The sequence below is a fragment of the Microcoleus sp. Pol12B3 genome, assembly GCF_036701355.1.
Taxonomy (GTDB): Bacteria; Cyanobacteriota; Cyanobacteriia; order Cyanobacteriales; family Microcoleaceae; genus Microcoleus.
This window is the reverse complement of the sequence record NZ_JAUBQS010000034.1, coordinates 25764-50314: the sequence shown is the minus strand read 5'-3', so window position 1 is coordinate 50314 and position 24551 is coordinate 25764. Positions and strand designations below refer to the sequence as shown.

Below are 24551 nucleotides of genomic sequence, written 5' to 3'. Positions count from 1 at the left end.
CTATTAATCATTAGTCATGAGTTGATTGCGGGAGACTAATGACTAATGATTAATAGCTGATAGCTCGCGAGGCAGACACCGGGTTTCTGTGGAAAAATACTGCGTTAATGCCTTGAATTATCGTAATAAACCCGGTTTCTTAGGTCGCAAATGCGTCCAGCATTAATTAAGCTAAAAAAGCTCTCCAGGTGGCCGCTAAAACGATCGCTGCGATCGCTCCTATGAGTGTATTAAAAAAATTTACCACCTCGTTTGTCAGCCACTCGAACTTTGATTGCACCGTCGCCCCAATCACGCTCTCGATGTTCGTGGCAATAAAAGCTGAAATAACACAAAAAACAATTCCTGTCAAGTCTATTAAACCAACGGTCCAACTCAAAAGTGCGATCAGAATTGAGCCGACAATACCTGCGATCGTTCCTTCCAAACTTACGGCCCCTTCCGTACCCCTAGGTACAGGCTGCAAGCTGGTAATCAAAAAAGTCCGTTTGCCGTAAGCTTTGCCGATTTCGCTAGCGCAGGTATCGGAAAGTTTAGTGCAAAAACTCGCCGCGTAACCCAGCAATAACAGGGAAATAGCATCTTGTGGCACAGACATCTTGCCTGTCTCTCCTAAAATAGATAATGCCAAAACTCCCAAAGCGCAAAGAGTAGCGGTTAAAGCCGAACCCCAGACATTTTCCGGGCCTCGAGCGCCTGAACGCTTTTCCGCTATGCCTTCTGCTTCTTTTTGGGCTTTGCCGATGCGGGTAACTCCCGATCCGACAAGAAAGTAAAACATCACCACAGCATAGCCTTGCCATCCCAAACACCCCCAAATGAGCACGCCCAATACCCAGCCGTGAAATTGGCCAGCGGGAGTGAGCAATTTTTTAGGAGCAATGGTGGCGATCGCGAGTAAAACTGTATTTAGGGCGATCGCCACCAACCAAGGATTAGACCAAGATAAATAATTAAAGAACAATTCTGAATTCTGCATTTAGTACCTCCATGAACCAAGTCTTATTTCATCTTGCCTTCCCCGTGACCGATATTGCCCAAACAAAAGCGTTCTACGTAGACGGGCTCGGCTGCGAACTAGGTCGCGAATCGCCTAATTCTGCGATTATGGGTTTGTGCGGCCATCAAATTGTCGCCCACGTCAGCCGCGAACCTTTGACGCCTCAGCGAGGCATCTATCCCCGGCATTTTGGGTTAATTTTTACTTCCGAAGCTGACTGGGAAGCGTTGCTAGAAAAAGCCCAGCAAAACAACTTAAATTTCTATCAAGAACCGAGACGGCGATTTGTCGGTTTGCCTACAGAACACCGTACTTTTTTCTTAGAAGACCCTTTCCACAATATACTTGAGTTCAAGTATTATTGTGAAGCTGAAGCAATTTTTGGTCGCAGCGAATACGCTGAAGTTGGGGATGCTGTTTGATATTTAGTCCGGTAGCGATTTGCATCCTGTGGGGGCGGGTTTAGGAAATTGTTGGTTTTAGGCAATTACTGTAGGTCAAACCTGCCCTACAAAAGTTGACATTATACAAGAATGAATCAAACGGTCAATCATGAACTTTCAAGGGTTCTGAAAGTGCTTCAGCGACAGCTTTTAAACTGCTGGAACTTCTCGCCATCATGGCATGGGCGAAAACAGACAATTTTACTTCTTTGGCAGCAGCTATTTGGGAACTAGAAGCAGGTACAATGATGAAATCCCAATCTGTCCAAATCGAAGTAAAATTGAGCTTTTGCAACAAGGCAGCATCTCGATTTAAATCTTCTAAAAAAGCACTGCCAGGACGCATTTGAACGCAGCCTTTTCCCCAGAGAGTATAAGCCATCCAAGTACCGCTGTGAGGAGAAGATATGGCAATAAAGCGCTGGACTCGGTTAATCCCGCCTAACCTTTGCAGGTAGTAGCGAGTTACTAAACCGCCCATGCTCAATCCTACTATATCTAAATGTTGTTCTGGTGCAAATTTTTTGTCTATATAATCTGCTAGTTGTTGGGCTAATTCGTCTATGCTGGCATTGCCCCAATGAGGCGAGAGATTGAGGGTGTAAACTGACCATCCCAGTTGAGTTAGGTAGGCAGACATTTTGTAAAAAATTCCCGATTTGCGGAAGATTCCGTGAATTAGCAAGACGGGGTTGCGACTGAAATTGCTATTCATTTTTAAGTGGAAATTTTATTTTCAATAGGTGCTTTTAGTTCTTCAATTAATGCGTTAATACTTTGGGGTTCTGTTACCATTTGGCGGTGCAGCAAAACGTTGACTTTAACTTCTTTACCTACTGGCATTTGGGAGCTGTTCGCCGGTACAATCATTATGTCAAATGGGGTCCACATTGATGTAAAGTTTATGCGTTTGAGCATTGTCACATCTTGATTTAAATCGCGCAGCAAGCCACTATCGGGGCGCATATCCAGGTATCCTGGTAGGCGTAGGGAATAAGCGGTGAGGGTGCCGTGGTGGGGGGAAGATAGGGTGATGAAACGCTGTACGCGGTTGATTCCTCCGAGTCGCTGGACGTAGTAGCGACTGACGATGCCACCCATGCTGTAGCCTACTATGTCTAAAGGCTGTTGTGGATCGAAGGTTTCAGAGATGTAGTCTGCGAGTTGCTTGGCCAGTAAGTCGAGCCCGAGGCTGCCGTCGTTGGGGGTTAGGTTGAGGCTGTAGACTGACCATCCGAGTTCGGTGAGGCGGGCGGACATTGTGTTGAAAATAATCTTTGTGTCCCAGATGCCGTGTAGGAGGATGACCGGATTGCGATCGAGCGAACTGTTCATTTTGCTGGAAAATTGCTTGGTGATTACAGCATAAATCACTCCCCTAGGGAGTTTTACCACTACTAGGACAGCTAGTGAATCGGATCGAGGTACGATCGACAATTAGTGGGAATCGCTAACAAATTCTGAGATACTTGTAAATAAGTGCAAAGCAAGGCTAGTATTTATACTTAAAATTTGCTTTGATGAGGTAGCTTAAATACAGCCAAATGTAAATTTTGATTAAGAAATGTAGACAAAGGTTGCTCTAGCTCGTAATCTAACTTTGTTGACAAGCTTGTACAAATTTCTCTAAAAGAACAAAAGGAGTAAGTCTAATGTTTGGTTTTATCAAAAATTTCTTCGGGGGTATTTTCGGATTTTTCGCCAGACTTTTGGGCTTGAAAAAGTCAGAATATTTCCTAGATTTGGGCGAATCTGGAGCTAAGGAACCAGCAAAAGTTGCGCCTGCGAAGGCTGAGCCTGTTGCGATCGCACCGGCAAAAGTTGAGTCTGAGAAGTCTGAGAAGTCTGAACCTGCTAAAAAGGCTAAGGTAGAGAAAAAGTCTAAGAAAGAAAAGGAACCAGTCGCTAGCGTTCCTGCTAATACTCCGGAACCCGTGAAGGTACCTGCAGTGGCAGCAACTAACGGAAAAGTGCCGAGTCAAGCTGAACCGAATCGGACTTTTGCTCCTAATAATTTAATGCCGACACCAAATGGAAGTCGTCGAACCCCTGGCCCCAGCATGAACAATTTCCGGGAAATGGCTCGTCAGGTGAAAACGAAATAGGAAGTTGGGAATTGATAATAGGGAATTGGGCATTGGATAACTCCAAATGCTGGGGTTAAAAATAAAAAAAATGGCATTCCTCATTTTTAATTTTAACTCTTTATTCTATTCCCTATTTTTTTCATTTCTGAGGAAGGCTAATCCGCTATATAGCTGAAAAGCTGAGTCCCAAGGAGTTTCGGATTTGCGCTCGACTTCTATATGAGATTCGATCTTGCTCAACATATTAGTGTAATCGAGCACTGTCTCGGCAAAGGGCGTAAATTCTGACCAAACTGTAACGTCAAGCTGGCGATCGAATATTTCCAGTAAGTGATTCCAGTTAATTCGGGTGGTACTTTGAGGAATTTGTTGAGAGTTTTTGACTCTGGATGTTTTGTTTTTGGGGTTCGGTGAAGTGGGGATCTCAGCCGAAGCTTTGGTGAAATCAACTCCTTGTTGAAATTCGTAACTTTGGTCGCAAATTCGCAGAATGCAGTTTCTGCTGGGAATGTGTAAGTCACAGATTTGAGCGTAATCTTGCCTGATTTCTCGGTGGCGAAATTGCTCCTTTCTTCGGTTGGGGGAGTAGTCCATGACTTCGATGAACATCGGCAACAAGCCTTCTACTCTTTGGGTAACTTCTGACCAGTTAAATTCGATCGCACCGAGTCGATCGAGTTGATCTTTGCAAACAACGGCTGGGGAAGAGAGAGACTGGAAGTGCTGCACTCGGAAGATTTGGATTTTTTGAATATCGCTTAGGGTTGCCCAAAATACGGGAATGGCGGCTTTGAGGAGTTCTTGACCGTAAATTCGGAGTTCGGCGATGGGGCCAGTTTTGTAGAGTCTCCAGCCGCGGCTTTGGATTTGCATCCGGGTTGTGTAGGCGTCGATTTTAAAGATTCTGCTGATATTTTGAATGGCGGCGGGTTTGTTTTCGGGACTCACGGGTTCGAGGATGAGGAGTCCGGGCTCGAGGTTGCTGGGGTCGTTTTTGGCGGTTTCTATGGCTTGTTGGCGGAGGTTTTGTTGTGCGGTTTCAATCCGTTGAATAGCTTGGCGGGTCTGGGAGACGATTTTGGGGTTGGTGATGTCGCGGAGTATTTGTTTATAGGTTGTTTGCGCTTTTTCGAGGTTGTTGGTGAGTTCGTAGTAGCGGGCGATATAGTATTGTACCCACGGATTTTCGGGGGATTCTTTTTGTAGTTGTTTGATGAGTTGGGCAGCTTGTTTGTAGTTTTTACCCTCTAGGGCGGCGGCTATTTGGTTGATGTCTGTCATGGCGGTTGTGGCAATGGCGTTATTTCTATCTTGGCTGATGTTTGGTTGGTTTAGCTAGTGGTTAATAACTTTGGCTTTTTTTTGTTTGGGATTTTGGGCTGTTGGGAAAAGTTAAGATTTGGATTTTTTAACCGCAGATGTATGCGGATGAACGCGGATGAACGCGGATGTGTAGAGAGGGATGTTGAGTGGATGTGAAAATAAATATAAGTCAAAGTTGATTGGAATTAATGCTTAAGCTGTAGGAACCTTTGCTTGTACGATCGCCTCCTTTAACAACTATTTTATAAGTGCCGTTACTAGGCAATTTTACGGCGATTTGAGACTCTCGGCGATTCTGGGAGTTACCTGCAGTTTGGGCAATATTTTTGCCGCTGGTGTCGAACAGTGTTATGTTGTGGTCGAATCCTCTGCTTTTGAGGTCGATCGTAATAGATTGACCTGCCCGTCCTTGAAAGTTGTGTTGGCGTGATTCGCCGTCTGTGAGGGTTCCCCGCTGCTGTAGGATGGAAAGGGAGGTGAGTTTTGGGCGATCGACATTGCTCAATTCTAAGCCGTAATTTGTCACTGGTGCTTCGGGGCCGTTTCCTTCTCTGACTGCGATGATAAAGGCTGTTTTGTTGTTGGGGTCTCGGACTATTTTGTCAATAAAATTGGCTTGTATTTTTTGTTCATTTATAGGTTTTGGTTGATTAAAATTTGGCTTAGATATACAGAGAAGTACGCCTCCATCTTGATAGCGGGCGGCGTATAACCAGTAGTTTTGACCGTTAGTTGTAAATTCGTTTCTGCTAAAGATAGTGAATCTTTCAAGTTGCGGTAGTTGCTGGTTACGGTTACAATTTTTATCGATGTATATTTCGTTGACTGATGGCGGTCGCTGGGCGAAGACTGCTGGGACGAGGGTGGTTGCAATTGCTGAGATGATGCTGAGGGTGAAGGGCGAGCGGCTTTTCATAAATACTTTTTTCTCTTTATTCTTGTCAGGTGTTGTACGGTATACTTCCTATTTTATCTTTGTTTTAAATAGTTTTCTAATGCCGCAGTGCGCTGTTTAGTCATGCGATCCAAACATTCACTCAGGAAACCTCCATAACCCGTACCGCCACGATTTTTATAAACTTCAAATTCACAGGTTTTATCTCTTAACTTAATCCACCCTAATTGGGCTTCTGAAAGTAGCGCCCGCTCTTCGCCACTCAATTGGGAAATCAGTTGTTTGTAAACCTCGTTTAGCCGTTTATCCGAGGCTTCGTAATTCAACCGAATACAAGTTCTGACTTGTGCATCTCCTTGCGGGCGATCGCAATTAATCTGTTGAGCAATGGGAAAAATCGGAGATTGTGCAGAAACTGATTGTGTACCGAAAATTGCCAAAAGCGCGCTCGACCAAAAGAGCGATCGATTTTTCCTCAACTCTATTTTCATTCCCCGTCAACCCACCTATCCTATCAATTCTTTATTATTTGTTGATATTAGCACTTCTCAAATGCCGCGCCAACTAAAGATAAAGCCACAATCGGAGCTGTCACCGCTCTTAAAATTCTACTACCCAAAGAAACAGCTTCAAAACCAAATTCGATCGCCTTTTTCACCTCCCGCTCCGTCCATCCACCCTCCGGCCCAATAGCTATGACAATCGATAATTCTCCGCCATCTTGCTCCCCCCTTTGTACGGGCAGTCCCCCCGTGTCCGTCCTAAACTGGGGGGGACCCAAACCGACTAAACAATCCCACAAATGCGGATTTTCCCCGCGAGCAACACAGATAAATCGATTTTTTTGACCGCAATCTTTCACAGCAAAATCAAACGAAATAGGCTCTAAAATCATCGGCAAAATTTGACGTTCCGACTGTTCCGCCGCCTCCGCAGCAATTCTCCTCCACCGCTCAACTTTTTGATCGCTTGGTTTGAGCAAAGTTCGATCGCTCGTTACCGGCACAATACTTGCTACACCCAACTCCGTCGCCTGTCTCACAACCTCGTCAAAGCCGTTTCCCTTGGGCAAAGCCGCCATCAAAGTTACTTCCACTGGTAGCTCCCTGTTCACAGAAATCTCCTCTGCTATTGAGGCAAATAACCCGGTTTCCTGGGCTTCTAGGACTGCTAACCACCAATGCCCTCGGCCGTCCATCGCAATAAATCGATCGCCCCCTTGCAAACGTAGCACTCGATTTAAATAATGCTGCTGTTCTCTAGTTAAGTCGATTTTGCGATCGCAAATTTGAGTGTCAGTAACTGCTAATCTTTGTAATTGAGCCATTGGATTTTAAATTGCTCTTTCCCTAATATGTTTTTTTATTTAACCGCAGAGAACGCAGAGAACGCAGAGGAAGAGAAAAAGAGAAGAGATGGACAGGCGGAGTTTCAACCGCTAAAAAACAATAAAGGCAGAGCATCTACAACCGGAATTATCTTACAAATTCAAGTTTTTTCTGCAAATGCTCTGCCTTTATATTATTTTTGCGTGAGTTTTATTTGATGCGAGCAAAAATCGACAATTGAAAATCGGCTTATGCTTCCTCCTTAATCTTTTTTAAATAAGTAGAAATCGCTTCTGTAGCTAGCTGTGTAATGGGCTTGCCCTGACGGGCTGCTTCTTCCTTGAGCTCGTTGTAGATTTCATCGCGGACGCTAATTCGACGGCGGACTTTGCCACCGCCAGCAGTGGCAGTCTCGTTCCCGTCATCGTTACTAGACGTAACTTCTAATTCATTTATCTCAGTTGTCATCGAGTCAGCAGATTGGTAGTTGGTTACAAATTGACGGATAGATTCTAACCCGACGCGATCGCAAAAATTGCCAAAACTCTCGCTCAGTTGCCGTTTTTGCTTGAAATAAACAAAAATCGGCTCCAGAAAAGCTTCAAAATCCTTGACGTGCAGCTTTTCCTCAATTGGTTTTGCCAGCCGCGTTTGGTCGGGAGAACCGCCCAGCCAAATCTGGTAGGATTCCGGCGAACTCCCGACAAACCCCAATTCTGCCATATAAGGGCGGGCGCATCCATTTGGGCAACCAGTCATCCGCACCACCAAATGCTCGTCTTGCAAGCCAACTTTGGTCAAAAGTGCCCGAATCCGCTCTAAAATGCTCGGCATCACGCGCTCCGATTCGGTAATCGCTAACCCGCAAGTCGGCATTGCTGGACACGCCATCCCATAACGCACCAATGGGTCTATTGCAGTTTCCCGCTGAATGCCACATCGATCGAGTATTCCCTGAATTTCCTGTTTGATATCCGGCGAAATATCGTAAATCAGCACGTTTTGGTGTGGCGTCGCCAGTATCGGCAAGTTGTACTTCTGCACAATTTCCCGCAAAGCAGTTTTTAGCTGAAATGAACCTTCATCCTTGATCCGGCCATTATCCACAGAAATGCCGACAAACAGCTTGCCGTCTCCTTGGTCATTCCAGCCCAAGAAATCAAAATACTTCCACTCAGGCAGCGGTTTAAATGCTTCTAGCGGCTTGCCAAAATATTCTGCTACTTTTTCGCGGAACCACTGTACGCCTTTGTCGTTAATCAGGTACTTCAGCCGCGCGTGCCGTCTGTCTGTGCGATCGCCGTAATCTCTTTGGGTTGCTACAATTGCCTTAACCAAATCGTAAACATCATCCTTGGCAACATAGCAAATCTCATCCGCAACCCGCGCAAAAGTCTCTTCTTTATTGTGAGTACGGCCCAAACCGCCGCCAGCAAACACGTCAAAACCTTGCAACTCGCCAGCTTCATTGGTAATTACCACCAAGCTCAAATCTTGAGAGTACAAGTCAATTGAATTGTCTCCCGGCACGGTAACGGAACACTTGAACTTGCGGGGCATATAATGCTGGCCGTAAATCGGTTCTTCCTTGTCGTCAAATGTTGTGCCGTTGCGGTTGGACTGTCTGGCAGCTTTCACTGCGGGGTCTTCCTCAGCCGAAACAGCTTTTTCGCCATCCAGCCAAATTTCGTAATAAGCACCGGTTTGCGGTGTCAGCAAATCCGCTACATTATTGGCGTATTGGAGCGCATACTTGTATTCTGGGCGATTTTTGTACGGTGCTGGCGGTGCCATGACGTTGCGGTTCAAGTCGCCGCAAGCTCCCAAGGTTGACCCCATATTTTTAATAATTGAGGAAAACACTGCTTTAAGATTTTTCTTCAACACGCCGTGCAGTTGGAAACCTTGGCGCGTTGTAACCCGGATCGTGTGGTTGCCGTATTCTTCAGATAGCTTGTCTAAGGCTAAGTATAATTGCGGCGGAGTGAACCCGCCGGGATTGCGGGTGCGGAGCATGAACTGATAATCTTTTTCTTGTCCTTTAACTCGATTGTCGCGGTTGTCTTGCTGGTAGGATCCGTGAAATTTGAGAATCTGAATCCCGTCTTCGGTGAAGTGGGTAGTTTCTTGTAACAGTTCAGTCGCAACGGGTTCTCGTAAATAGTTGCTGCGTTCTTTGAGACCTTCTGCTTTAGAGGGCTTGCGCGCAACAGGGGTTGAAGGGGAAGATGTGATCATGGGAATGTATAGTGCCAGTTATAATTAGATACAGCCGATCGAATATTTCTTGACAATTTGACACTTGACAAATTTGCACTTGACAAATCTCCTCAGAAATGCTGTGTCGGATCTGTTGACAACTCGGTTAACAACTAAGTTAATAACGGTAATCCGCTAGGAATTCTGATGGTGCTTAATTGTAACACGATCGAACCCGGCCTGAAAAATTGTAATTAAGAGTTTATACTTTGGTTCGCTTAAGTGTACGAAACTTTAGAAATAATTAACCTCAACCTTTGAAACTATGTCACTGTATGACGAAGACACCTTTGTGGTCTTAGAAACAAACCAGTCAGAGCAGTTTTTGACGGCAGCGGAACTGTTAGAAAAGCTGAAAGCCGTATTAACCGAGGAACACGAAGATTTGCCGCAGGACGTGCAAAAAATATCTGGGGTGGAAGATCAAGCTAAGTATTTGATTGATACTTATTGTGAATTAGATGTCGGGGCTGGAAAATTTTTGCAGTGGTATGCAGTGCGCTTGGAAAAGTAATTTTGGGAATGCGGAACTGCGAATTGGGCACTTATACTGAGCGTAGTCGAAGTATCGGGCATCGGAAATTCGGAATTGGTAACAGTTAGCAGTTAACAGTCAAAAGTCAACAATTCTTCAATTCTTCAATCCAAAATCTAAAATCTAAAATCCAAAATCGGTTAATCTTCCAACTGTTGAACCGATGATACTTCAACTGCGGTAACATCGATCGTACCGGGCGGTGTCAAGCGACTAAAATGACCTTCCTCTATTTTCAGAGGTTCGCCACAGTTCGCACACTGAAACTGAGTTTGATTTAAAGCTGTAAATTCGTATTGACAAACTGGACAATTGTCCTCAATTAAATTGCGTTTCAGCCACCACTGAAGCGCGAAAAATGCGACCACAGGCGTCAGCAACAAAAAAGCTACTAAAATCAACACTGATTTAACTATCCAACCCAAACCAATTGACACCAACAAACAGGCGATGCCCAGCAGTATCAACCAATTACTAATACGGGGTAGCTGGAAAGAGATTTTGGGGGTGCCTTGGTTCACGGTGGTCTCCTTGGGTGTCTTTGCAGGTAGGCATAACTCTATCCTACTCAGAAATTCAGGCGGTCGATCGAGTTAATTTTCCCATTGTACACGGAGAAACCGCTCTCTACGGCAAAAGTTTATCTGAGTGAGAGGGTTGAAAAATTCCTTGTAAGGATTGACAAAGGGATTCAAAACTAAATCTTGCCAGGGTTTGTTCCCTCAACCAGTGGCGATCGCACCTTTTATCCTCTCCTCGCAGCATTTCCACACAAGCAACCGCTACTGCTGCTGAATCTCGGTGGGCAACTCGCCATCCCAGTTTACCATCTTGCAGCGGATCTGCCGACCCGTCCGCGTCTCCCGCGAGTACGGGTACTCCGCAAGCCAGCGCTTCCAAATAAACTATACCGAAGCCTTCCTGGGATGGCATTACATAAGCATCGGCTAACAGGTAATGTGGTGCTAAATTTTCTGTCGGTACAAAACCCGCAAATATTACTCTTTCGGTAACTCCCAAATCATCAGCGAGTGTGGCTAATCTGGATCGATCGTCTCCTCTGCCAATAACTAAGTATTTCACATTCGGAAAAGTTTCGGCTATTTGCGGCAAAGCTTGAATTGTGACATCGACCCCTTTGTAAATATCCGTCGATCGCAATCTGGCTACAGTCATCAATATTTTAGCACCAACCAAAGTGTACTGCTCTAATAAATCCTGTGGCTTCGGTCCAGTGGTAAATATATTTTCATCTACAGTACAAGGCACTATGTGGAATTTTTCGGGATTTAATTGGTTAATTTCGCAAGTGCGATCGCGCGTGTATCTGCTAATAGTCCAAATACTCTCAGCTTGTCTCATTGCTGTTTGATATTTGGGAGCAAGCGGTTCCCACACTTCCTTGCCGTAAGTTAAAATTGTGTAGGGAATTCCCAAGGGTTGGCACAAAATTTGAATTAGCGGTGCGAGTTTGATGTGACCGCAAAAAACCCGCTGCGGTCGTTTGTGCAGCAAGCGATTTAGTAATACTGTAGCAAACTTAAGACGGCCCAGGCCGGTATTCTCGGTTTTGAGGTAATAAAATTTCAGATTTTTTGACTCGTAACGATTGTTGCAGTCTGGGGAATCTCGCAATAGCAAAACTTCTGCTTGCGACGGCGAGTTTGTCCCTGCGGTTATGGACAGGTAAGCTTTGAGAATGTCTTTAACGTAGGATTGAATGCCGCCTTCGCTGGCAAATATTTCTAGGAAACAGAATAGGTGATTTGCCGATCGCATCTCAGATTTACCCATTGACAGCGCAGACAATTATTGCATTATAGTGATTTTGTCAAAAAGGGCGATCGCCATTATCCAGAGCTTTTAAACCATGTCAAAATGACTGTAGTTGCAGGTTTTACAGGCAAATATTTGACTCGCTTAATCTCACCGTTGGTTTTGAGCGACTATCTGCTTTTTTACTAGGGCTTTTTAAGTAGCTGCATGAGTAAGTGCGAGGCTTTGCTTGAACCTTACTATAATCTACCGTAATTTACTGTAAACTTAATGATTTTTTACAAAATTATGCACCAAACAAAAATTAAGATTTATTAAGTTGGTGCGGCGCGTCCGAGCAGACTGAGGATTAGCAGATGGTGTCGATCGAGGATATCGCATTTTTAGTCTTTGGTAAAAGTATTGTCTATCCAAAGATAGATATAGAGCCAGTCTTTAATTGTTATCATCAGCAAGATAGAGAGTTAAATTTAATATGACTGTGCCAGGTTTTAAAAGCAACTTCTGAAAGATTTTGTCGAAAATATTCTCCTAAAAATTTGTCACGCATTGCCAAAAGTTAATGCTCATAAAGCATTAAATAAGTATTAATATCGTTGATTGTTTTGGCATCGAGGAGATAGTTTGAATCTTCATCTTTTCGGTTAACAAAAGTAGTCTGGCGAGATGAGTGAAAATTTTTACGAGCAGAAAATAAACACGATCTCGTACAATCATGTACAAAGAAAAGCCGCTCACCTAAAACATTAGGTATTCGAGCTTAAACCTAACAAAGCTAATGTTAGGTTGGCAAGGTCATATTTACGAGCGACTCTCTCCAAATGAGCCTTCATTGGAGTTTGAGGTGAAACGAGTAACGATCGCACTCAGTCTTTTTAGTCTACTCAGCAGCACTCTGGCAAGTTGCACCGCCGCTTCCCAGAACGCTCAAAACAGCACGCAAACAAGCAACTCCGAACTTTCATCAGTTGCTGTAGCAGTCCGCGACCTCGGCAATCCATTCTTCGTACAAGTCGGCAAGGGCGCTGAGGCCGCAGCCAAGAAAATCGGCGGTGCAAACGTGAAGACAACTCTCGTTTCCAGCGGCGACGATTTAAATCAGCAATTCAATCAAATCGAAAACTTTATTGCCTCTAATGTCAGCATGATTGTACTCAATGCTGCTGACACCAAAGGCATTGCCCCGGTTGTCGAAAAAGCCAAGCAAGCCGGAATTCCGATAATTGCAGTTGATACCGCCGCCGAGGGAGGCGTTGATGCCACAGTTACTTCAAATAACGTGCAAGCTGGCGAAGTAAGCTGTCAATATATAGCCGATCGCTTGAAAGGAAAAGGCAGCGTTGTGATTATCAACGGGCCTCCCGTCGCTTCAGTGGTCGAGCGAGTTCAGGGTTGCCAGAGTGTTCTCTCCAAATATCCCGATCTCAAAGTTCTTTCCAAAGATCAGAACGCAGAAGGCAGTCGCGATGGCGGGTTAAGAGTGATGAGCGATTTGCTTACTTCCTTCCCAAAAATTGATGCTGTTTTTGCAATTAATGACCCCTGTGCCATTGGTGCAGAATTAGCAGCCAAGCAAGCACAAAGGAGCGAGTTCTTCATTGTGGGAGTTGATGGTGCACCTGAAGCTTTAGATGCACTCAAGCAGAACAACAGTTTATTTGTGGCTACAGCAGCTCAAGATCCATTTCGCATGGCAGCCAAGGCAGTTGAAGTCGGCAACGACATTCTCAAAGGAAACAAGCCAGCCAATCCAAACATTCTGATTCCAGTCGCGCTGATTACTCGCGAAAACGTCAATCAACATAAAGGCTGGACAAGCGAGTGACCTTCTTCGTGTCAAGTTAAGACTAAAACCCTTGAGGAATCCCGTTTTTGCCCGAGTCTAGATCCCCCTAAATCCCCCTTAAGAAGGGGGACTTTGAGAAGAATCTTCTCCCCCCATTCTTAAGGGGGGCTAGGGGGGATCTAAGTTTAATAGTCAAGCAGATTTCCTTACGGTATTTACAATGGTAAATAGCACTCAAGATTCAATTAAAACTAAGCCCGTACTAGAAATGCAAGGTATTACAAAAACCTTTCACGGTTTTACAGCCTTGCACGATGTAAATATCACCGTTTACCCAGGCGAAGTCCACGCCCTCATGGGGGAAAACGGTGCGGGCAAAAGCACGCTGATGAAAATTCTGGCGGGAGCCTACATAGCTGATGCAGGCGAAATCAGAATTGACGGTCAAGCTGTTAAGATGACAGACCCCGGTCAAGCCAGAAATTTAGGGATAGCGATTATTTATCAAGAACTCAATCTCGCCCCCAATCTGACAGTTGCTGAAAACATTTTTATGGGCAGCGAGCTGAAGAAAGGAGGTACATTTCTAGACCAAGATGAAATGCGGCGTAGGGCTGCTGAGGTATTAACAAACCTCGATGCAAGTTTTGATGCTGGCGACCTGGTTTCCACACTTTCAATTGCAGAACAGCAGCAAGTGGAAATAGCTAGGGCGCTAAAAGATAAAAGCCGAATTTTAGTGATGGACGAGCCGACGGCCGCGCTTTCCGACCGCGAAACAGATAAGCTTTTTGAAGTGGTTCGCCGCTTGCGGAATGAGGGGATTGCTATTATTTATATCAGCCACCGGATGGAAGAAATTTATGCCCTTGCCGATCGCGTGAGCGTGATCCGAGATGGTGGATATATTGGCTCTCTGGAAAAGCACGAAATTTCTGCCAATCGCCTGGTGGAAATGATGGTGGGTCGTTCTTTACAGGATTTGTACGAAAACAAGCATCAAATAACACCGGGTGCTGTTGTTCTTGAGGTAACAAATTTAAGCGACGGCCGCAAAGTAAAGCCGGCCACTTTTCAACTTCATGCGGGCGAAATTCTGGGTTTAGCTGGTTTAGTTGGCGCCGGCAGAACAGAACTTGCCCGCCTGATTTTTGGTGCAGATCGAAAGACAAGCGGTGAAATCAAACTCGAAAATCGTCCTCTGAATGTCTCGACACCCAATGAAGCAATGGCCGCCGGAATTGCTTACGTACCAGAAGATCGCAAGGCTCTCGGACTATTTTTGGAGGCAACTTCGGGTGAAAATATCACCATGAATGTCCTCGATCGAGAAGCAAAAGCTGGCATTATTAACTCAAATTTTCTGTTGAAAATTGTCAATGATGCTATTAATAATTTGCAGATTCGCCTTGCAAGTCCGAGCATCAGGGCAATGGATCTTTCTGGGGGAAATCAGCAGAAGTTGCTGCTAGCGCGTTGGTTGGCTATCAACCCAAAGGTGCTTTTGCTAGATGAACCGACGCGGGGTGTGGACATTGGCGCCAAAAGCGAAATTTATCGAATTATTAGCGACTTGGCAGCCAAGGGTGTAGGTATTTTAATGATTTCCAGCGAGTTGCCGGAAATTGTGGGAATGAGCGATCGCGTCTTAGTGATGCGAGCAGGAAGCCTCGTCGGTGAAGTAGGCGGAGCGACTGGGGAAGCAATTACGCAAGAGAACATTATGGCTTATGCCACCGGGGCAACAGAGGTAAAAAAATCATGAGTCAAACAGAAGTAAAAAGCACCAGAAATCAATCAAGGGATCGCCAAAAAGCCAGTAAAGCTCAAGCTTGGAAAAATTTCATCCAAGTGGCCGGCATCCTGCCGATTTTGATTGGCATCTGTATCATTTTTTCGCTGGTAACGCCCAACTTTCTTTCAGTAGGAAATTTGATCAATGTCATCCGGCAAGCATCGATCAATATTGTCCTAGCTACCGGCATGACTTTTGTGATTTTGACGGGGGGAATTGACCTTTCTGTTGGGTCAATTTTGGGCGTGACGGCAGTTGTCGGGGTGCTGGTTTCCTTAGTTCCAGGTCTCGGTTGGTTTGCCGTACCGGCTGCATTAATAGCCGGAGTATTTTTAGGATTACTTAACGGCTCGCTAATTGCCTATTTAGGTTTGCCTCCGTTCATCGTAACCCTGGGTTCTTACACAGCTTTGCGGGGAGTTGCTTATTTAGTAGCTAACGGCACTACAGTTATCAATAGAAATTTGAATTTCGCTTGGGTAGGTAACAGCTATGTTGGCCCTATTCCCTGGTTGGTTATTATCGCTTTTCTCGCAGTTTTAGCGAGTTGGTTTGTCTTGCGGCGGACTGTTCTAGGGAGGCATATTTATGCTGTGGGAGGTAACATTCGGGCAGCACGATTGACAGGTATTAAGGTGAGTCGGGTGCTGTTGTTTGTCTATGGCGTCAGTGGGTTGCTTTCTGGTTTAGGTGGAATTATGAGCGCGTCGCGCCTCTACAGTGCTACGGGAATGTTGGGGCAAGGCTACGAATTAGACGCGATCGCTGCTGTAATTTTGGGAGGAACGAGTTTCACAGGTGGAATTGGCACTATTTGGGGTACTTTGCTGGGGGCTTTAATTATTGCCCTGCTCAACAATGGACTAACTCTCATGAATGTGTCTTTCTTCTGGCAGTTAGTTGTCAAAGGTCTGGTGATAATTATCGCAGTAACAATTGACAAAGTTCGCACCGGCTCAAGCGCAGCGTAAAGGTATTGCTAATTCGGTGTATCGGTTCCTTATTCGGAGCTTTTTTCTATGCACATCCCTCCTTTTTATCACCTGATTACTGCTTTTATCCTGGGATTACCTGCTGTATTTCTACTAACATTATTCCCCAGTTTTGCTGCACCAATTGATAGATTAGTTGCTCCTGAACCGTTAAATCCCTTGGCAGAAGACCCCTTCGCGCAGGTGAATTCTGTCTCTCAACTCTCGGATGTAAAACCGACTGACTGGGCGTTTCAGGCGCTGCAATCTTTAGTAGAACGCTACGGCTGCATTGTCGGTTATCCCGACGGAACTTACAGAGGAAACCGGGCGCTGACGCGGTACGAATTTGCAGCAGGATTGAATAGCTGTCTCGATCGAGTCAGCGAACTAATTGCCGCAGGAACAACCAACCAGATTACTGCGGAAGATTTAGCGATCGTCCAAAAGCTGCAAGGAGAATTTGCAACTGAATTATCGGTGTTGCGGGGTCGAGTCGATGCCCTAGATGCACGCACAGCAGAACTAGAAGCGAATCAGTTCTCTACTACGACGAAGCTGAATGCGGAAATTATCGTGGTGGTAACAGATACCTCCGGCAACAGTGTTGGGGATTCGCGCGATCGCACCAACACTATTCTTGCCAACCGGGGGCGATTAAATTTTGAAACCAGTTTCACCGGTCGCGATATGCTGAGAACCCGTTTGGAATTCGGCAACTTGGGCAGGCTTGCCGACGAGACGGGTACAAATATGACGGCCTTGAACTTTGATGGCAATGTCGATAACACAATCACCGTCCCTCACGTATTGTATGTGACCCCGCTGACCTCTAATCTCTCGCTGACCGTGGGCCCGACAGGTGTTGGGTATTCAGATATTACCGATTTGCTGACTCCTCCAACGATCGCCAGCGATAGTGAGGGAATTCCCTCGAAGTTCGGACAATACAGTCCCCTCTACCGCCGGGGAGGTGGCGGTGCTGCTGTCAACTGGACGATGGCCAAAAACATCACCCTGACTGTAGGCTATCTAGCAGGCAATCCCAATCTCTCGCAGCAAAGTAACGGTTTATTCAACGGTTCCTACAACGCTCTGGTTCAGCTTGCCTACCGGGGCGATCGCGGAGCAATTGGCGTAGCCTATTCTCGTACCTTTGCACCAAGCGGTAAAGCCGACCTCACAGGCGGTACGGGCAGTTTTCTGGCGGCGCGACCGTTTGGGGACAATATTGCTACATCCAGCGATTCTGTAGCCGTACAAGGATTCTACCGCCTTGCTCCCCGCTTGCAAGTTCACGGTTGGGGCGTTTATACTCGCGCCAATGCAGAAAATTCCGGTGTTAGCAGCGTTTCTGATGGTAGAGGTGGCGTGGTTTTGCTAAATGTTGACGGAGACGATCGCGCTGATATTGTGTATGCAGCGATCGGGATCAGTTTCCCAGATGTGGGAGGTGAAGGCAACCTACCGGGGATTTTAGTGGGTTTGCCAGGTCGCGTGACGAGCAGTAATGTGCGCCGCGAGCGAGATACTTCCTATCACATTGAAGCTTTCTATCGCTTTCAGGTCAACGACAACATTTCCATCACCCCTGGTGTTTGGGCCGTTGTTAATCCTGAGAATGACAGCCGCAACGACACTCAATGGGTTTGGTTGCTCCGCACTGGCTTTAACTTTTAACCGGAAAGATATTTTAGGACTTACTAACCTAGTCTGGGATGCAAAAACCCAGTTTCTTGACGTAATTGCCTCATCTGAGACGATAATCGCGAGAAACCGGGTTTTTTAGACTGATAGTGCGTCCAGGACTTCAATTTCATCCTACACAACAAAAAACCCCTACCATCGCTGGCTGGGGTAGAAAATTATCAGGGTGCATCTACTAATATTTGCAAGTATAGCAGACATTTGTGGGGTGTCACCCTTCAGGGGTAATACCCGCCGAAATTCTGAGTCAGAATAACTTATAAATTAATATGTAAATGATTAAGAAAGCTTTTATATCATCTCGTTTTGTCCCAGCCGATCTAAAATCTAAGATTTAGAATAAATCTGTGCTAGACCTCAAATTAATCCGAGAAAACCCGCAAGCCGTGCAAGAAAGCCTCAACCTGCGCGGAGGTAACTATGAAATCGAGCCGATTTTGCAATTAGACAAACAGCAGCGGGAGTTGGAAGGGAAGCGATCGCAACTGCAAGCCCGCAGCAACGAAATTGCCAAACTCATCGGTCAAAAAAGAAAATCGGGTTTACCCCTCGAATCTCCCGAAGTTCAGGAACTGCAAGCAGAAGGCAACGCAGTCGGCACCGAGTCGAACCAACTGCAAGCACAGGAAAAAGACCTAAAAGCTCAAATAGAAGCTTTATTGCTACCTCTGCCAAACTTACCGAGTCCGTCAACGCCGATCGGCAAAAATGAAGAGGAAAACGTCGAAATCCGGCGCTGGGGAGACGAATACATACCCCAAAACCCCGGTATTTTACCGCACTGGGAAATCGGCGAAAAATTAGGAATTATCAACTTTGAACGGGCAGTAAAAATCGCTCAGCCCCGCTTTGTGAGCTTAATGGGAGCCGGGGCAGCCCTGGAAAGAGCGATTATTCAATTTATGCTCGACCGCCACACAAAAGCCGGTTATGTAGAAGTTATTCCCCCATTTTTAGTTAATACTGAATCCCTCACCGCTACGGGTCAATTACCCAAATTTGCTGAAGAAAGTTTCAAGTGCGACCAAGACGATTTGTGGCTGATTCCTACTTCCGAAGTTCCGGTTGTCAATTTGTACCGAGGTGAAATTTTGACAGCAGAACAGTTGCCAATTTATCACTGTTCTTATACTCCTTGTTTTCGGCGCGAAGCTGGCAGTTACGGCAAAGATACGAGGGGATTAATTCGATTGCACCAATTTAATAAAGTTGAATTGATAAAACTCGTGCATCCGAGTACCTCCGAGGCAGAGCACGAAAAATTAGTGCAGGATGCTGAGGGAGTTTTGCAGGCGCTGAAATTGCCTTATCGGGCGATCGCACTGTGTACCGGCGACTTAGGTTTCGCGGCCGCCAAAACCTACGATTTAGAGGTGTGGCTGCCCTCTGCAGGCAAATACCGCGAGATTTCCAGTTGTTCCAACGTCGCAGATTTTCAGGCGCGGCGGGCAAATATTCGCTTTAAAGAAGCTGGGAAAAAAGGCACTCAATTCGTTCACGCCCTTAACGGTTCCGGTTTAGCTGTGGGCCGCACAATGGCGGCTATTTTGGAGAATTACCAGCAGCCAGACGGAACTGTAAAAGTGCCGGAAGTGCTGCAACAATACTTGGCGAGGGAAGTTTTGTAATAGTTTTGAGTTAAAATTGGGGTAAGGTGCGCACTGCGCACCCTACAGTTTGAGCAAGGCTTCTTTGATATTTAATGCTAAAAATCTATCCAAGGCCAGATACATCCAGTAAACAGATAACTGACTATCACTGCTAGTCTTATGAAATCCCAAAGCCAGAGCCTGTTTTTCGTACATGGGGTGAATCATGAGCGTGTACAAGTCGCAAATATTGGGAAAATCTGTTTGCATTTCGCTTAAAACTTTTTGTGTGTCTTCCAGAAAAGTAATGCGGTATTCTGACAAATACTGCGGATCGATCATCCAACTGCGGATAAATACTGACTGGCTATTTTGATCTCCTGGTAGCGCCATATTGAAAGGATCCATATCGGAAATAGAACTTAAATGAAGGCTTTTGCTAGGAGCGTTAAAAAAATTGATTTCTGATTCGCTAGCTGTTGGATAAAGTAAGTAAAACCCGACTGGATTGAGGTTATCTGAGCGCCGCAAAACTCGCATTCCCTTTGAGTATTGACGGGCCAAAAGCCGGAGTATTTTAGCGATTTTTTGGGGTACGGCGTTTGTGTTGCGGTTCATCCAGTTGTAATTGGTGGCTAATAAATTGGCAACGGGAATCGCGTCGCACCTGGGGTTGAAATCATCTAATTGAAGTTGTACAGGCTTTTGAGGTTCGGAAATATTTAAAATTTCTGGAACGGGTTGAATTTCTATTTCCGTAGTGTTACCGTCAAAGTGTTTTTTAATTAACCCCAGGGCTGCTAATTTATCTAACATCATGCCGGCAGCGCGATCGCTTCCGCGATCGGAATCGGAGTAAAATAGTTCGGCGGCTTCCCGGTGAGTGCACAGCACTTCTGTTGAGGGCAATTCCAGTTTCGTCAGCGGTGGTTTGAGACGGGGCTGGCTTTCCTGAAGTTGTTTCACCGACAAGTAAACCCAAAGCCTTACAAAGCATTCAGCCCTAGTGCGAGTTACGCCTACTCGTTTCATCAACAGCGAGACAGCCGTGCGTCGTTGAGATTGAGAATACCAAGCATCTAGTTCTTCAATATCCATTTCAGTCACCAAGCAGTGAAGGAACTCTAGTTACATATTGGCTCAATTACAATAAACTTCACCCCGCTTCAGGTTACTTGTTGCTGCTGTTGCTCAACTTGCCTGATTTCCGGCGACTCTAGAAGATAGCTGGTTCTTCCTTGCAAGGTCACTACTTCACAAAGCACAATCAATTTTAGATATTTTCTGGCTGGATTTAACAAACCAACGAACCCGAGTAAATTAGCAACTTTAGAGGTGTACGCCATTTACAGTGCTTATATTAATCGGATGGGAAAATTTTTGCTGGGAGAACCGATTAATAATGATGAGATGGAAGAGTATCTTGGCAAAAAAATTTCCTCGCGCCCTTCGAGAGTCAGGCAGCGAATTCTCAACAGCAATGGCATTCAACAGCGCTACTACGCGATCGACAAACAGCAGCACACTATATTCTAACCGTCAAATGGCAGGTTTGGCTGTCCGCGACGTGATTTTTTAGTCAAAGTTGGAACCGGGGGCGATCGACTTATTGGCCTGCGCTACCACTTTACCAGACTTATTAGTACCGGGATTTGCCAGCACAGTACACGGGGAACTTTCCGAATTATCTCCCCTAGAAATAGTCTCAACTCAAGGAGTTTGCTGTACCGGAGTTAGTGCTTTAAATTACGCCGCATCTCAAATCGAACTCGGCAAAAAACAAACAGCAATTGCCGTCGCTTCCGAATTGCCTTCGCGCCTGTTCAAAAACACCAAATTAGAAGCAAAAACTTCAGTACAAGCGGGAACATCCCTGCCTTTCGATACAGAATTTTGTTACCCCGCCAGATACATGAGGTTAATTGCTGTGGAAAATATCAATTAACCTATGATTTCTCAAATTTCTCACTTTTATGAGGTTCCCGAAGCTTCGCCTCTCGAAAGCATTAAACCGCAACACCCTAAGTCTCCGCAAGCTTATTTGTTGCTGGAGTTAGTATGGGTTTGGCTTACCTCAGCGAGATTACTGGCAATTGCGACAGAAATCATGTAATTGTCAACCGCCATCCGCTAGCACCCAATAGTTCGTTTAATGCGGCACGCGACTTGTTTTTGCACGGGATAATTGCGAAATATCTCTATCGCTATTTGGAACTGCAAAAAGAAATGATAAATCTTTCCAAGTAAGGTGCTTAGGTAGATGCAACGTAAGCACCTTACGAATATAAGTAGCGCGTCCAATAACTTTTTGCGTAAGTCCTGCCGTTTGAAAGAATGGTTAATTTTTAGGTCAAAAATTAATATCAGAACTCAAGCTGCTGCTAGCTGTGCTTGTTCTGCTGCTTTGGGCAAAGTCTGATTTACCACAATCCACTTGCCTGTAATTGGGTCGCGGTAAGTAATAAAAGGATTAGATTTTAAAGGTTGACTGCAAGGTTTAGCGCCCATTTCTACACACTCCCAATAAATGGTATTGAATAACTACTACAACACCATACTTTTAATAATCGGATGTTTCGCCTAAAATCCGCGTGATTTTTACCTCAACAAAAGGTGATATTTTAGGTATGTTTTGGTGACAGAGAACACTGCATAAGGTGATTTAAAACTGCGTTGGCAGTGAGCAGTATCACCAAAAACCTTCCGTAAAAAAAATCTGCCTTCTGGTTTTTACCTTCTACCTTTAAGAGGGCCGCTATTTTCAGTATACATCTGATATTATTAAGTAAGGTAAAGACGTTTATCAGAGATCCCCTCACAAACTTATGGTGCTATTTGGATTTGGCAAAAAGTCGAGCCTGCCCTCTCCCCAAGAGGCATTACCGGGACGGGCAGAGTCGATGTCGGTACCGGCAACTCACTTTGTTAACGGCAATCCGCTCAAACCTCCCTTTCCAAACGGCATGGAGACTGCCTTGTTTGGTCTGGGCTGTTTTTGGGGAGCAGAACGCAAATTTTGGCAGCAAAATGGAGTTTTTTCGACTGCTGTTGGCTACGCGGCCGGGATTACTCCGAATCCTACTTACAACGAAGTTTGCAGCGGGATGACGGGACATAATGAAGTAGTTATGGTTGTGTTCGATCCCAAAGTAATTAGTTACGAAACGCTGCTCAAAGTTTTTTGGGAAAGTCACAATCCTACTCAAGGAATGCGTCAGGGCAATGATTCTGGTACTCAGTACCGATCGGGAATTTACACGTATTCAGCCAGCCAAAAGCAGCTAGCTGAAGCTTCGCGCGATGCTTACCAGCAGGCTTTGACGGAGGCCGGTTACGGCAAGATTACGACTGAAATTATTGATGCTCCTGAGTTTTATTACGCAGAAAGCTATCATCAGCAGTATCTTGCTAAAAACCCGAACGGTTATTGCGGTTTGGGCGGTACAAAAGTTTGTTTGCCTGCTATGTCTCAGGCTTAAAACTTGACACAGCTTAGGGATAGGGACACATAGTTCAGGACAAAACATTGTTGTGTCCTTAAAACATATATCAGGACACAACAATTTTGTCTCCCTACAATATATCGGGTAGGCAGTTGCTCCTAGTCCGCAACAAAAAGCGGAATATCTTAGTAGTATTTGAAAATGGGTAATAAATGCTGAGTGCTGTTGTAATTATCAATCTACTAATATCTATGGTCTGTTTTTATATCGCTGCGAAGGTGTGGAAAATTCGGCGGACGATCGCACGTTTGGAAATTCGGATCGCAGCAATCGAACGCTGTAGCAGCAATGTCCTCAGTATGTCGCCGGATTTCCTTGGTAAAAGGCAGCAAGGTACCCGCCAACTGCGACTACGTTATCAACAACTGGAATTGCAACTGCAACAGGTTCAGCAACTTTTGGGATTGCTGGGTTTGGGACGGATGCTTTGGTCCAGGCGCGATCGACGTTTGAGGTAAGCTATCCTAAAATTGCCGCCCGTGCTGACTCAGTAGGATTTTCAACAATATTTCTACCTTTGTAAAGGGCTGCGATCGGGCAAACGTGCCTAAAATTGGTGTATGGAGAGAAGTTATACAAATGTCAACTAAACGTTCAGGATTATTTATTGGCGGTTTGCTTGTGGGTTCTGCGATCGGGGCCGTGACTGGCTTGCTGATAGCACCGCGACCGGGCAAGGAGACGCGGCAGATATTGAAAAAATCGGCCGATGCTTTGCCGGAGTTGGCGGAAGATTTATCGACTAGCGTGCAGTTGCAGGCCGATCGACTTTCTGAAACTGCCATCCGGAATTGGGACGAAACTTTGATTAGACTCAAAGAGGCGATCGCGGCAGGTTTGGAAGCGACTCAGCGGGAACGCCAAACCCTGTCGGAAGCTGAAGCTGAAGTGAGTCCCCCGTCGCGCCCTCCCATCCGCTAAATGGCATGAAATTCTCAACCCCCAATCCCAGATTCCAGTGAGCGATCCCATATTTTGGCTAGGACTTTCGATTTTGCTAGTGGCAGTTAGCCTGACTGCTGTTTTAGTGACTTTAATACCTGCGGTGCAAGCGCTGGCACGGGCGGCCCGCAGCGTGGAAAAGCTCGCTGACACGCTTTCTCGCGAATTTCCGCCCACTTTGGAGGCGATTCGGTTGACGGGGCTGGAAATTAGCGAGTTGACGGATGATGTCAGCGAGGGAGTACAAAGTGCGGGGGAGGTTGTCAAACAGGTCGATCGAAGTATTGGTAGCGCCAAAAAGCAGGCGCAAAACGTGCAGGTAACGACTCGCAGCGTGGTGACTGGGATTAAGGCTGCGTGGAAAACTTTAACTCGGAAGCCGGCGATTTCTGGGACAAATCGCAGGTCAACAGAGAGATTGTCGCCGAGTCAAAGAAGTGCGCTTTCGCTAAGGGATTCGGGTTTGGAGGATAGGTATTCTGGGGTTTACGGTGCGGGTGCGAGTAATGGGGAATCGCCCCGGTTGAGGAGTAGCGAGGGTTCGGGTTTGCCGGGGGATGCTGAAGAGTTTGAGGAAGTGCGATCGAACGATCCTTGATTGCACCCAATTCC

At 45.7% G+C, this 24551-nt stretch carries 28 protein-coding genes; 15 read left to right on the top strand and 13 right to left on the bottom strand.

What is annotated here, in order from left to right; all coding sequences use genetic code 11:
- Window positions 1–166: 166 nt before the first annotated feature.
- Window positions 167–979, bottom strand: a complete 813-nt coding sequence (locus tag QUA53_RS18065; protein WP_333098934.1) for a TIGR00297 family protein — start codon at window positions 977–979, stop codon at window positions 167–169.
- Window positions 980–990: 11 nt separating this feature from the next.
- Here QUA53_RS18065 and QUA53_RS18060 point away from each other — a divergent pair, with 11 nt between their 5' ends.
- On the top strand, window positions 991–1422 hold the full coding sequence (locus tag QUA53_RS18060) for a VOC family protein (protein WP_333098932.1): 432 nt from the start codon (window positions 991–993) through the stop codon (window positions 1420–1422).
- Between the two features lie 124 nt (window positions 1423–1546).
- On the opposite strand, the gene QUA53_RS18055 is transcribed toward QUA53_RS18060, so the two are convergent.
- Window positions 1547–2158 (bottom strand): alpha/beta fold hydrolase, encoded by a 612-nt coding sequence (locus tag QUA53_RS18055; protein WP_333098930.1) that lies wholly within the window; start codon window positions 2156–2158, stop codon window positions 1547–1549.
- A 2-nt stretch (window positions 2159–2160) separates the two neighbouring features.
- Window positions 2161–2778 (bottom strand): triacylglycerol lipase, encoded by a 618-nt coding sequence (locus tag QUA53_RS18050; protein WP_333098928.1) that lies wholly within the window; start codon window positions 2776–2778, stop codon window positions 2161–2163.
- 317 nt (window positions 2779–3095) lie between these two features.
- Between QUA53_RS18050 and QUA53_RS18045 the strand changes: the two genes are divergently transcribed.
- Entirely contained in the window at window positions 3096–3548 is a 453-nt protein-coding gene (locus QUA53_RS18045; RefSeq protein WP_333098926.1) for a hypothetical protein, read from the top strand.
- A 105-nt stretch (window positions 3549–3653) separates the two neighbouring features.
- Here the strand turns inward: QUA53_RS18045 and QUA53_RS18040 are convergent, their stop codons facing one another.
- From QUA53_RS18040 to sir, 5 genes are all read right to left on the bottom strand, one after another.
- Window positions 3654–4811, bottom strand: coding sequence for a tetratricopeptide repeat protein (locus QUA53_RS18040; protein ID WP_333098923.1), 1158 nt, complete (start codon window positions 4809–4811; stop codon window positions 3654–3656).
- A 211-nt stretch (window positions 4812–5022) separates the two neighbouring features.
- Complete coding sequence (locus QUA53_RS18035) at window positions 5023–5769, bottom strand: PPC domain-containing protein (protein ID WP_333098921.1); 747 nt, start codon at window positions 5767–5769, stop codon at window positions 5023–5025.
- A gap of 53 nt (window positions 5770–5822) precedes the next feature.
- Window positions 5823–6239 carry a lysozyme inhibitor LprI family protein gene (locus tag QUA53_RS18030; RefSeq protein WP_333098919.1) on the bottom strand — a complete coding sequence of 139 codons (417 nt, stop codon included), beginning with the start codon at window positions 6237–6239 and terminating at the stop codon, window positions 5823–5825.
- Window positions 6240–6286: 47 nt separating this feature from the next.
- A complete protein-coding gene (locus tag QUA53_RS18025) occupies window positions 6287–7075 on the bottom strand; it encodes a 16S rRNA (uracil(1498)-N(3))-methyltransferase (protein ID WP_333098917.1) in 789 nt (262 codons plus the stop codon).
- Between the two features lie 250 nt (window positions 7076–7325).
- Window positions 7326–9314, bottom strand: a complete 1989-nt coding sequence (sir, locus tag QUA53_RS18020; protein ID WP_333098914.1) for a sulfite reductase, ferredoxin dependent — start codon at window positions 9312–9314, stop codon at window positions 7326–7328.
- A gap of 286 nt (window positions 9315–9600) precedes the next feature.
- Between sir and QUA53_RS18015 the strand changes: the two genes are divergently transcribed.
- Window positions 9601–9849, top strand: coding sequence for a chlororespiratory reduction protein 7 (locus QUA53_RS18015; RefSeq protein ID WP_333098911.1), 249 nt, complete (start codon window positions 9601–9603; stop codon window positions 9847–9849).
- A gap of 161 nt (window positions 9850–10010) precedes the next feature.
- Here the strand turns inward: QUA53_RS18015 and QUA53_RS18010 are convergent, their stop codons facing one another.
- Together QUA53_RS18010 and QUA53_RS18005 are read right to left on the bottom strand one after the other, a co-directional pair.
- Window positions 10011–10391 (bottom strand): hypothetical protein, encoded by a 381-nt coding sequence (locus QUA53_RS18010; RefSeq protein WP_006632268.1) that lies wholly within the window; start codon window positions 10389–10391, stop codon window positions 10011–10013.
- A gap of 106 nt (window positions 10392–10497) precedes the next feature.
- Window positions 10498–11664 carry a glycosyltransferase family 4 protein gene (locus QUA53_RS18005; protein ID WP_333098908.1) on the bottom strand — a complete coding sequence of 389 codons (1167 nt, stop codon included), beginning with the start codon at window positions 11662–11664 and terminating at the stop codon, window positions 10498–10500.
- 760 nt (window positions 11665–12424) lie between these two features.
- Here QUA53_RS18005 and QUA53_RS18000 point away from each other — a divergent pair.
- From QUA53_RS18000 to serS, 5 genes are all read left to right on the top strand, one after another.
- Window positions 12425–13471 (top strand): ABC transporter substrate-binding protein, encoded by a 1047-nt coding sequence (locus tag QUA53_RS18000; RefSeq protein ID WP_333098906.1) that lies wholly within the window; start codon window positions 12425–12427, stop codon window positions 13469–13471.
- 181 nt (window positions 13472–13652) lie between these two features.
- Window positions 13653–15197 carry a sugar ABC transporter ATP-binding protein gene (locus QUA53_RS17995; RefSeq protein ID WP_333098904.1) on the top strand — a complete coding sequence of 515 codons (1545 nt, stop codon included), beginning with the start codon at window positions 13653–13655 and terminating at the stop codon, window positions 15195–15197.
- The gene (locus QUA53_RS17990) at window positions 15194–16198 is read left to right on the top strand and encodes an ABC transporter permease subunit (protein ID WP_333098903.1); all 1005 of its coding nucleotides are present in this window, start codon (window positions 15194–15196) and stop codon (window positions 16196–16198) included. Before QUA53_RS17995 ends, QUA53_RS17990 begins: the two co-directional genes overlap by 4 nt.
- Before the next feature lie 48 nt (window positions 16199–16246).
- A complete protein-coding gene (locus QUA53_RS17985) occupies window positions 16247–17878 on the top strand; it encodes an iron uptake porin (RefSeq protein ID WP_333098902.1) in 1632 nt (543 codons plus the stop codon).
- 374 nt (window positions 17879–18252) lie between these two features.
- Window positions 18253–19533 carry a serine--tRNA ligase gene (serS, locus tag QUA53_RS17980; protein ID WP_333098901.1) on the top strand — a complete coding sequence of 427 codons (1281 nt, stop codon included), beginning with the start codon at window positions 18253–18255 and terminating at the stop codon, window positions 19531–19533.
- A gap of 42 nt (window positions 19534–19575) precedes the next feature.
- Here serS and QUA53_RS17975 read toward each other — a convergent pair whose 3' ends face one another.
- Window positions 19576–20592, bottom strand: a complete 1017-nt coding sequence (locus tag QUA53_RS17975) for a hypothetical protein (protein WP_333098900.1) — start codon at window positions 20590–20592, stop codon at window positions 19576–19578.
- 68 nt (window positions 20593–20660) lie between these two features.
- Complete coding sequence (locus tag QUA53_RS17970) at window positions 20661–20840, bottom strand: hypothetical protein (protein WP_333098898.1); 180 nt, start codon at window positions 20838–20840, stop codon at window positions 20661–20663.
- Here QUA53_RS17970 and QUA53_RS17965 point away from each other — a divergent pair.
- The 3 genes from QUA53_RS17965 (at window position 20830) to QUA53_RS17955 (ending at window position 21741) form a co-directional block, all read left to right on the top strand.
- On the top strand, window positions 20830–21030 hold the full coding sequence (locus tag QUA53_RS17965; protein ID WP_333098897.1) for a hypothetical protein: 201 nt from the start codon (window positions 20830–20832) through the stop codon (window positions 21028–21030). The two genes, QUA53_RS17970 and QUA53_RS17965, sit on opposite strands and share 11 nt — an antisense overlap.
- A gap of 73 nt (window positions 21031–21103) precedes the next feature.
- Window positions 21104–21439 carry a hypothetical protein gene (locus tag QUA53_RS17960; RefSeq protein ID WP_333098895.1) on the top strand — a complete coding sequence of 112 codons (336 nt, stop codon included), beginning with the start codon at window positions 21104–21106 and terminating at the stop codon, window positions 21437–21439.
- Window positions 21440–21552: 113 nt separating this feature from the next.
- A complete protein-coding gene (locus tag QUA53_RS17955) occupies window positions 21553–21741 on the top strand; it encodes a DUF6999 family protein (protein ID WP_333098894.1) in 189 nt (62 codons plus the stop codon).
- Between the two features lie 123 nt (window positions 21742–21864).
- On the opposite strand, the gene QUA53_RS17950 is transcribed toward QUA53_RS17955, so the two are convergent.
- Entirely contained in the window at window positions 21865–22002 is a 138-nt protein-coding gene (locus tag QUA53_RS17950; RefSeq protein WP_265236679.1) for a hypothetical protein, read from the bottom strand.
- Window positions 22003–22319: 317 nt separating this feature from the next.
- On the opposite strand from QUA53_RS17950, the gene msrA reads away from it, so the two are divergent.
- The 4 genes from msrA (at window position 22320) to QUA53_RS17930 (ending at window position 24537) form a co-directional block, all read left to right on the top strand.
- On the top strand, window positions 22320–22973 hold the full coding sequence (gene msrA / locus QUA53_RS17945; RefSeq protein WP_333098891.1) for a peptide-methionine (S)-S-oxide reductase MsrA: 654 nt from the start codon (window positions 22320–22322) through the stop codon (window positions 22971–22973).
- A 176-nt stretch (window positions 22974–23149) separates the two neighbouring features.
- A complete protein-coding gene (locus QUA53_RS17940; protein WP_333248988.1) occupies window positions 23150–23455 on the top strand; it encodes a hypothetical protein in 306 nt (101 codons plus the stop codon).
- A gap of 121 nt (window positions 23456–23576) precedes the next feature.
- On the top strand, window positions 23577–23918 hold the full coding sequence (locus tag QUA53_RS17935) for a YtxH domain-containing protein (RefSeq protein ID WP_006632275.1): 342 nt from the start codon (window positions 23577–23579) through the stop codon (window positions 23916–23918).
- Window positions 23919–23955: 37 nt separating this feature from the next.
- A complete protein-coding gene (locus QUA53_RS17930) occupies window positions 23956–24537 on the top strand; it encodes a DUF948 domain-containing protein (RefSeq protein ID WP_333098887.1) in 582 nt (193 codons plus the stop codon).
- The last annotated feature ends 14 nt before the right edge of the window (window positions 24538–24551 follow it).

What these genes read in the sequence shown, in the direction of transcription:
- QUA53_RS17955 (WP_333098894.1), top strand. Translation starts at nt 21,553, where the DNA reads ATGGGTTTGGCTTACCTCAGCGAGATTACTGGCAATTGCGACAGAAAT.
- QUA53_RS18035 (WP_333098921.1), bottom strand. Translation starts at nt 5,769, where the DNA reads ATGAAAAGCCGCTCGCCCTTCACCCTCAGCATCATCTCAGCAATTGCA.
- QUA53_RS17995 (WP_333098904.1), top strand. Translation starts at nt 13,653, where the DNA reads ATGGTAAATAGCACTCAAGATTCAATTAAAACTAAGCCCGTACTAGAA.
- QUA53_RS18000 (WP_333098906.1), top strand. Translation starts at nt 12,425, where the DNA reads ATGTTAGGTTGGCAAGGTCATATTTACGAGCGACTCTCTCCAAATGAG.
- QUA53_RS18040 (WP_333098923.1), bottom strand. Translation starts at nt 4,811, where the DNA reads ATGACAGACATCAACCAAATAGCCGCCGCCCTAGAGGGTAAAAACTAC.
- QUA53_RS18015 (WP_333098911.1), top strand. Translation starts at nt 9,601, where the DNA reads ATGTCACTGTATGACGAAGACACCTTTGTGGTCTTAGAAACAAACCAG.
- QUA53_RS17970 (WP_333098898.1), bottom strand. Translation starts at nt 20,840, where the DNA reads ATGGCGTACACCTCTAAAGTTGCTAATTTACTCGGGTTCGTTGGTTTG.
- QUA53_RS18055 (WP_333098930.1), bottom strand. Translation starts at nt 2,158, where the DNA reads ATGAATAGCAATTTCAGTCGCAACCCCGTCTTGCTAATTCACGGAATC.
- QUA53_RS17985 (WP_333098902.1), top strand. Translation starts at nt 16,247, where the DNA reads ATGCACATCCCTCCTTTTTATCACCTGATTACTGCTTTTATCCTGGGA.
- QUA53_RS17990 (WP_333098903.1), top strand. Translation starts at nt 15,194, where the DNA reads ATGAGTCAAACAGAAGTAAAAAGCACCAGAAATCAATCAAGGGATCGC.
- QUA53_RS17935 (WP_006632275.1), top strand. Translation starts at nt 23,577, where the DNA reads ATGTCAACTAAACGTTCAGGATTATTTATTGGCGGTTTGCTTGTGGGT.
- QUA53_RS18005 (WP_333098908.1), bottom strand. Translation starts at nt 11,664, where the DNA reads ATGGGTAAATCTGAGATGCGATCGGCAAATCACCTATTCTGTTTCCTA.
- QUA53_RS18050 (WP_333098928.1), bottom strand. Translation starts at nt 2,778, where the DNA reads ATGAACAGTTCGCTCGATCGCAATCCGGTCATCCTCCTACACGGCATC.
- sir (WP_333098914.1), bottom strand. Translation starts at nt 9,314, where the DNA reads ATGATCACATCTTCCCCTTCAACCCCTGTTGCGCGCAAGCCCTCTAAA.
- QUA53_RS18030 (WP_333098919.1), bottom strand. Translation starts at nt 6,239, where the DNA reads ATGAAAATAGAGTTGAGGAAAAATCGATCGCTCTTTTGGTCGAGCGCG.
- QUA53_RS17940 (WP_333248988.1), top strand. Translation starts at nt 23,150, where the DNA reads ATGCTGAGTGCTGTTGTAATTATCAATCTACTAATATCTATGGTCTGT.
- QUA53_RS18025 (WP_333098917.1), bottom strand. Translation starts at nt 7,075, where the DNA reads ATGGCTCAATTACAAAGATTAGCAGTTACTGACACTCAAATTTGCGAT.
- QUA53_RS18060 (WP_333098932.1), top strand. Translation starts at nt 991, where the DNA reads ATGAACCAAGTCTTATTTCATCTTGCCTTCCCCGTGACCGATATTGCC.
- QUA53_RS17975 (WP_333098900.1), bottom strand. Translation starts at nt 20,592, where the DNA reads ATGGATATTGAAGAACTAGATGCTTGGTATTCTCAATCTCAACGACGC.
- QUA53_RS18065 (WP_333098934.1), bottom strand. Translation starts at nt 979, where the DNA reads ATGCAGAATTCAGAATTGTTCTTTAATTATTTATCTTGGTCTAATCCT.
- msrA (WP_333098891.1), top strand. Translation starts at nt 22,320, where the DNA reads ATGGTGCTATTTGGATTTGGCAAAAAGTCGAGCCTGCCCTCTCCCCAA.
- QUA53_RS17950 (WP_265236679.1), bottom strand. Translation starts at nt 22,002, where the DNA reads ATGGGCGCTAAACCTTGCAGTCAACCTTTAAAATCTAATCCTTTTATT.
- QUA53_RS18045 (WP_333098926.1), top strand. Translation starts at nt 3,096, where the DNA reads ATGTTTGGTTTTATCAAAAATTTCTTCGGGGGTATTTTCGGATTTTTC.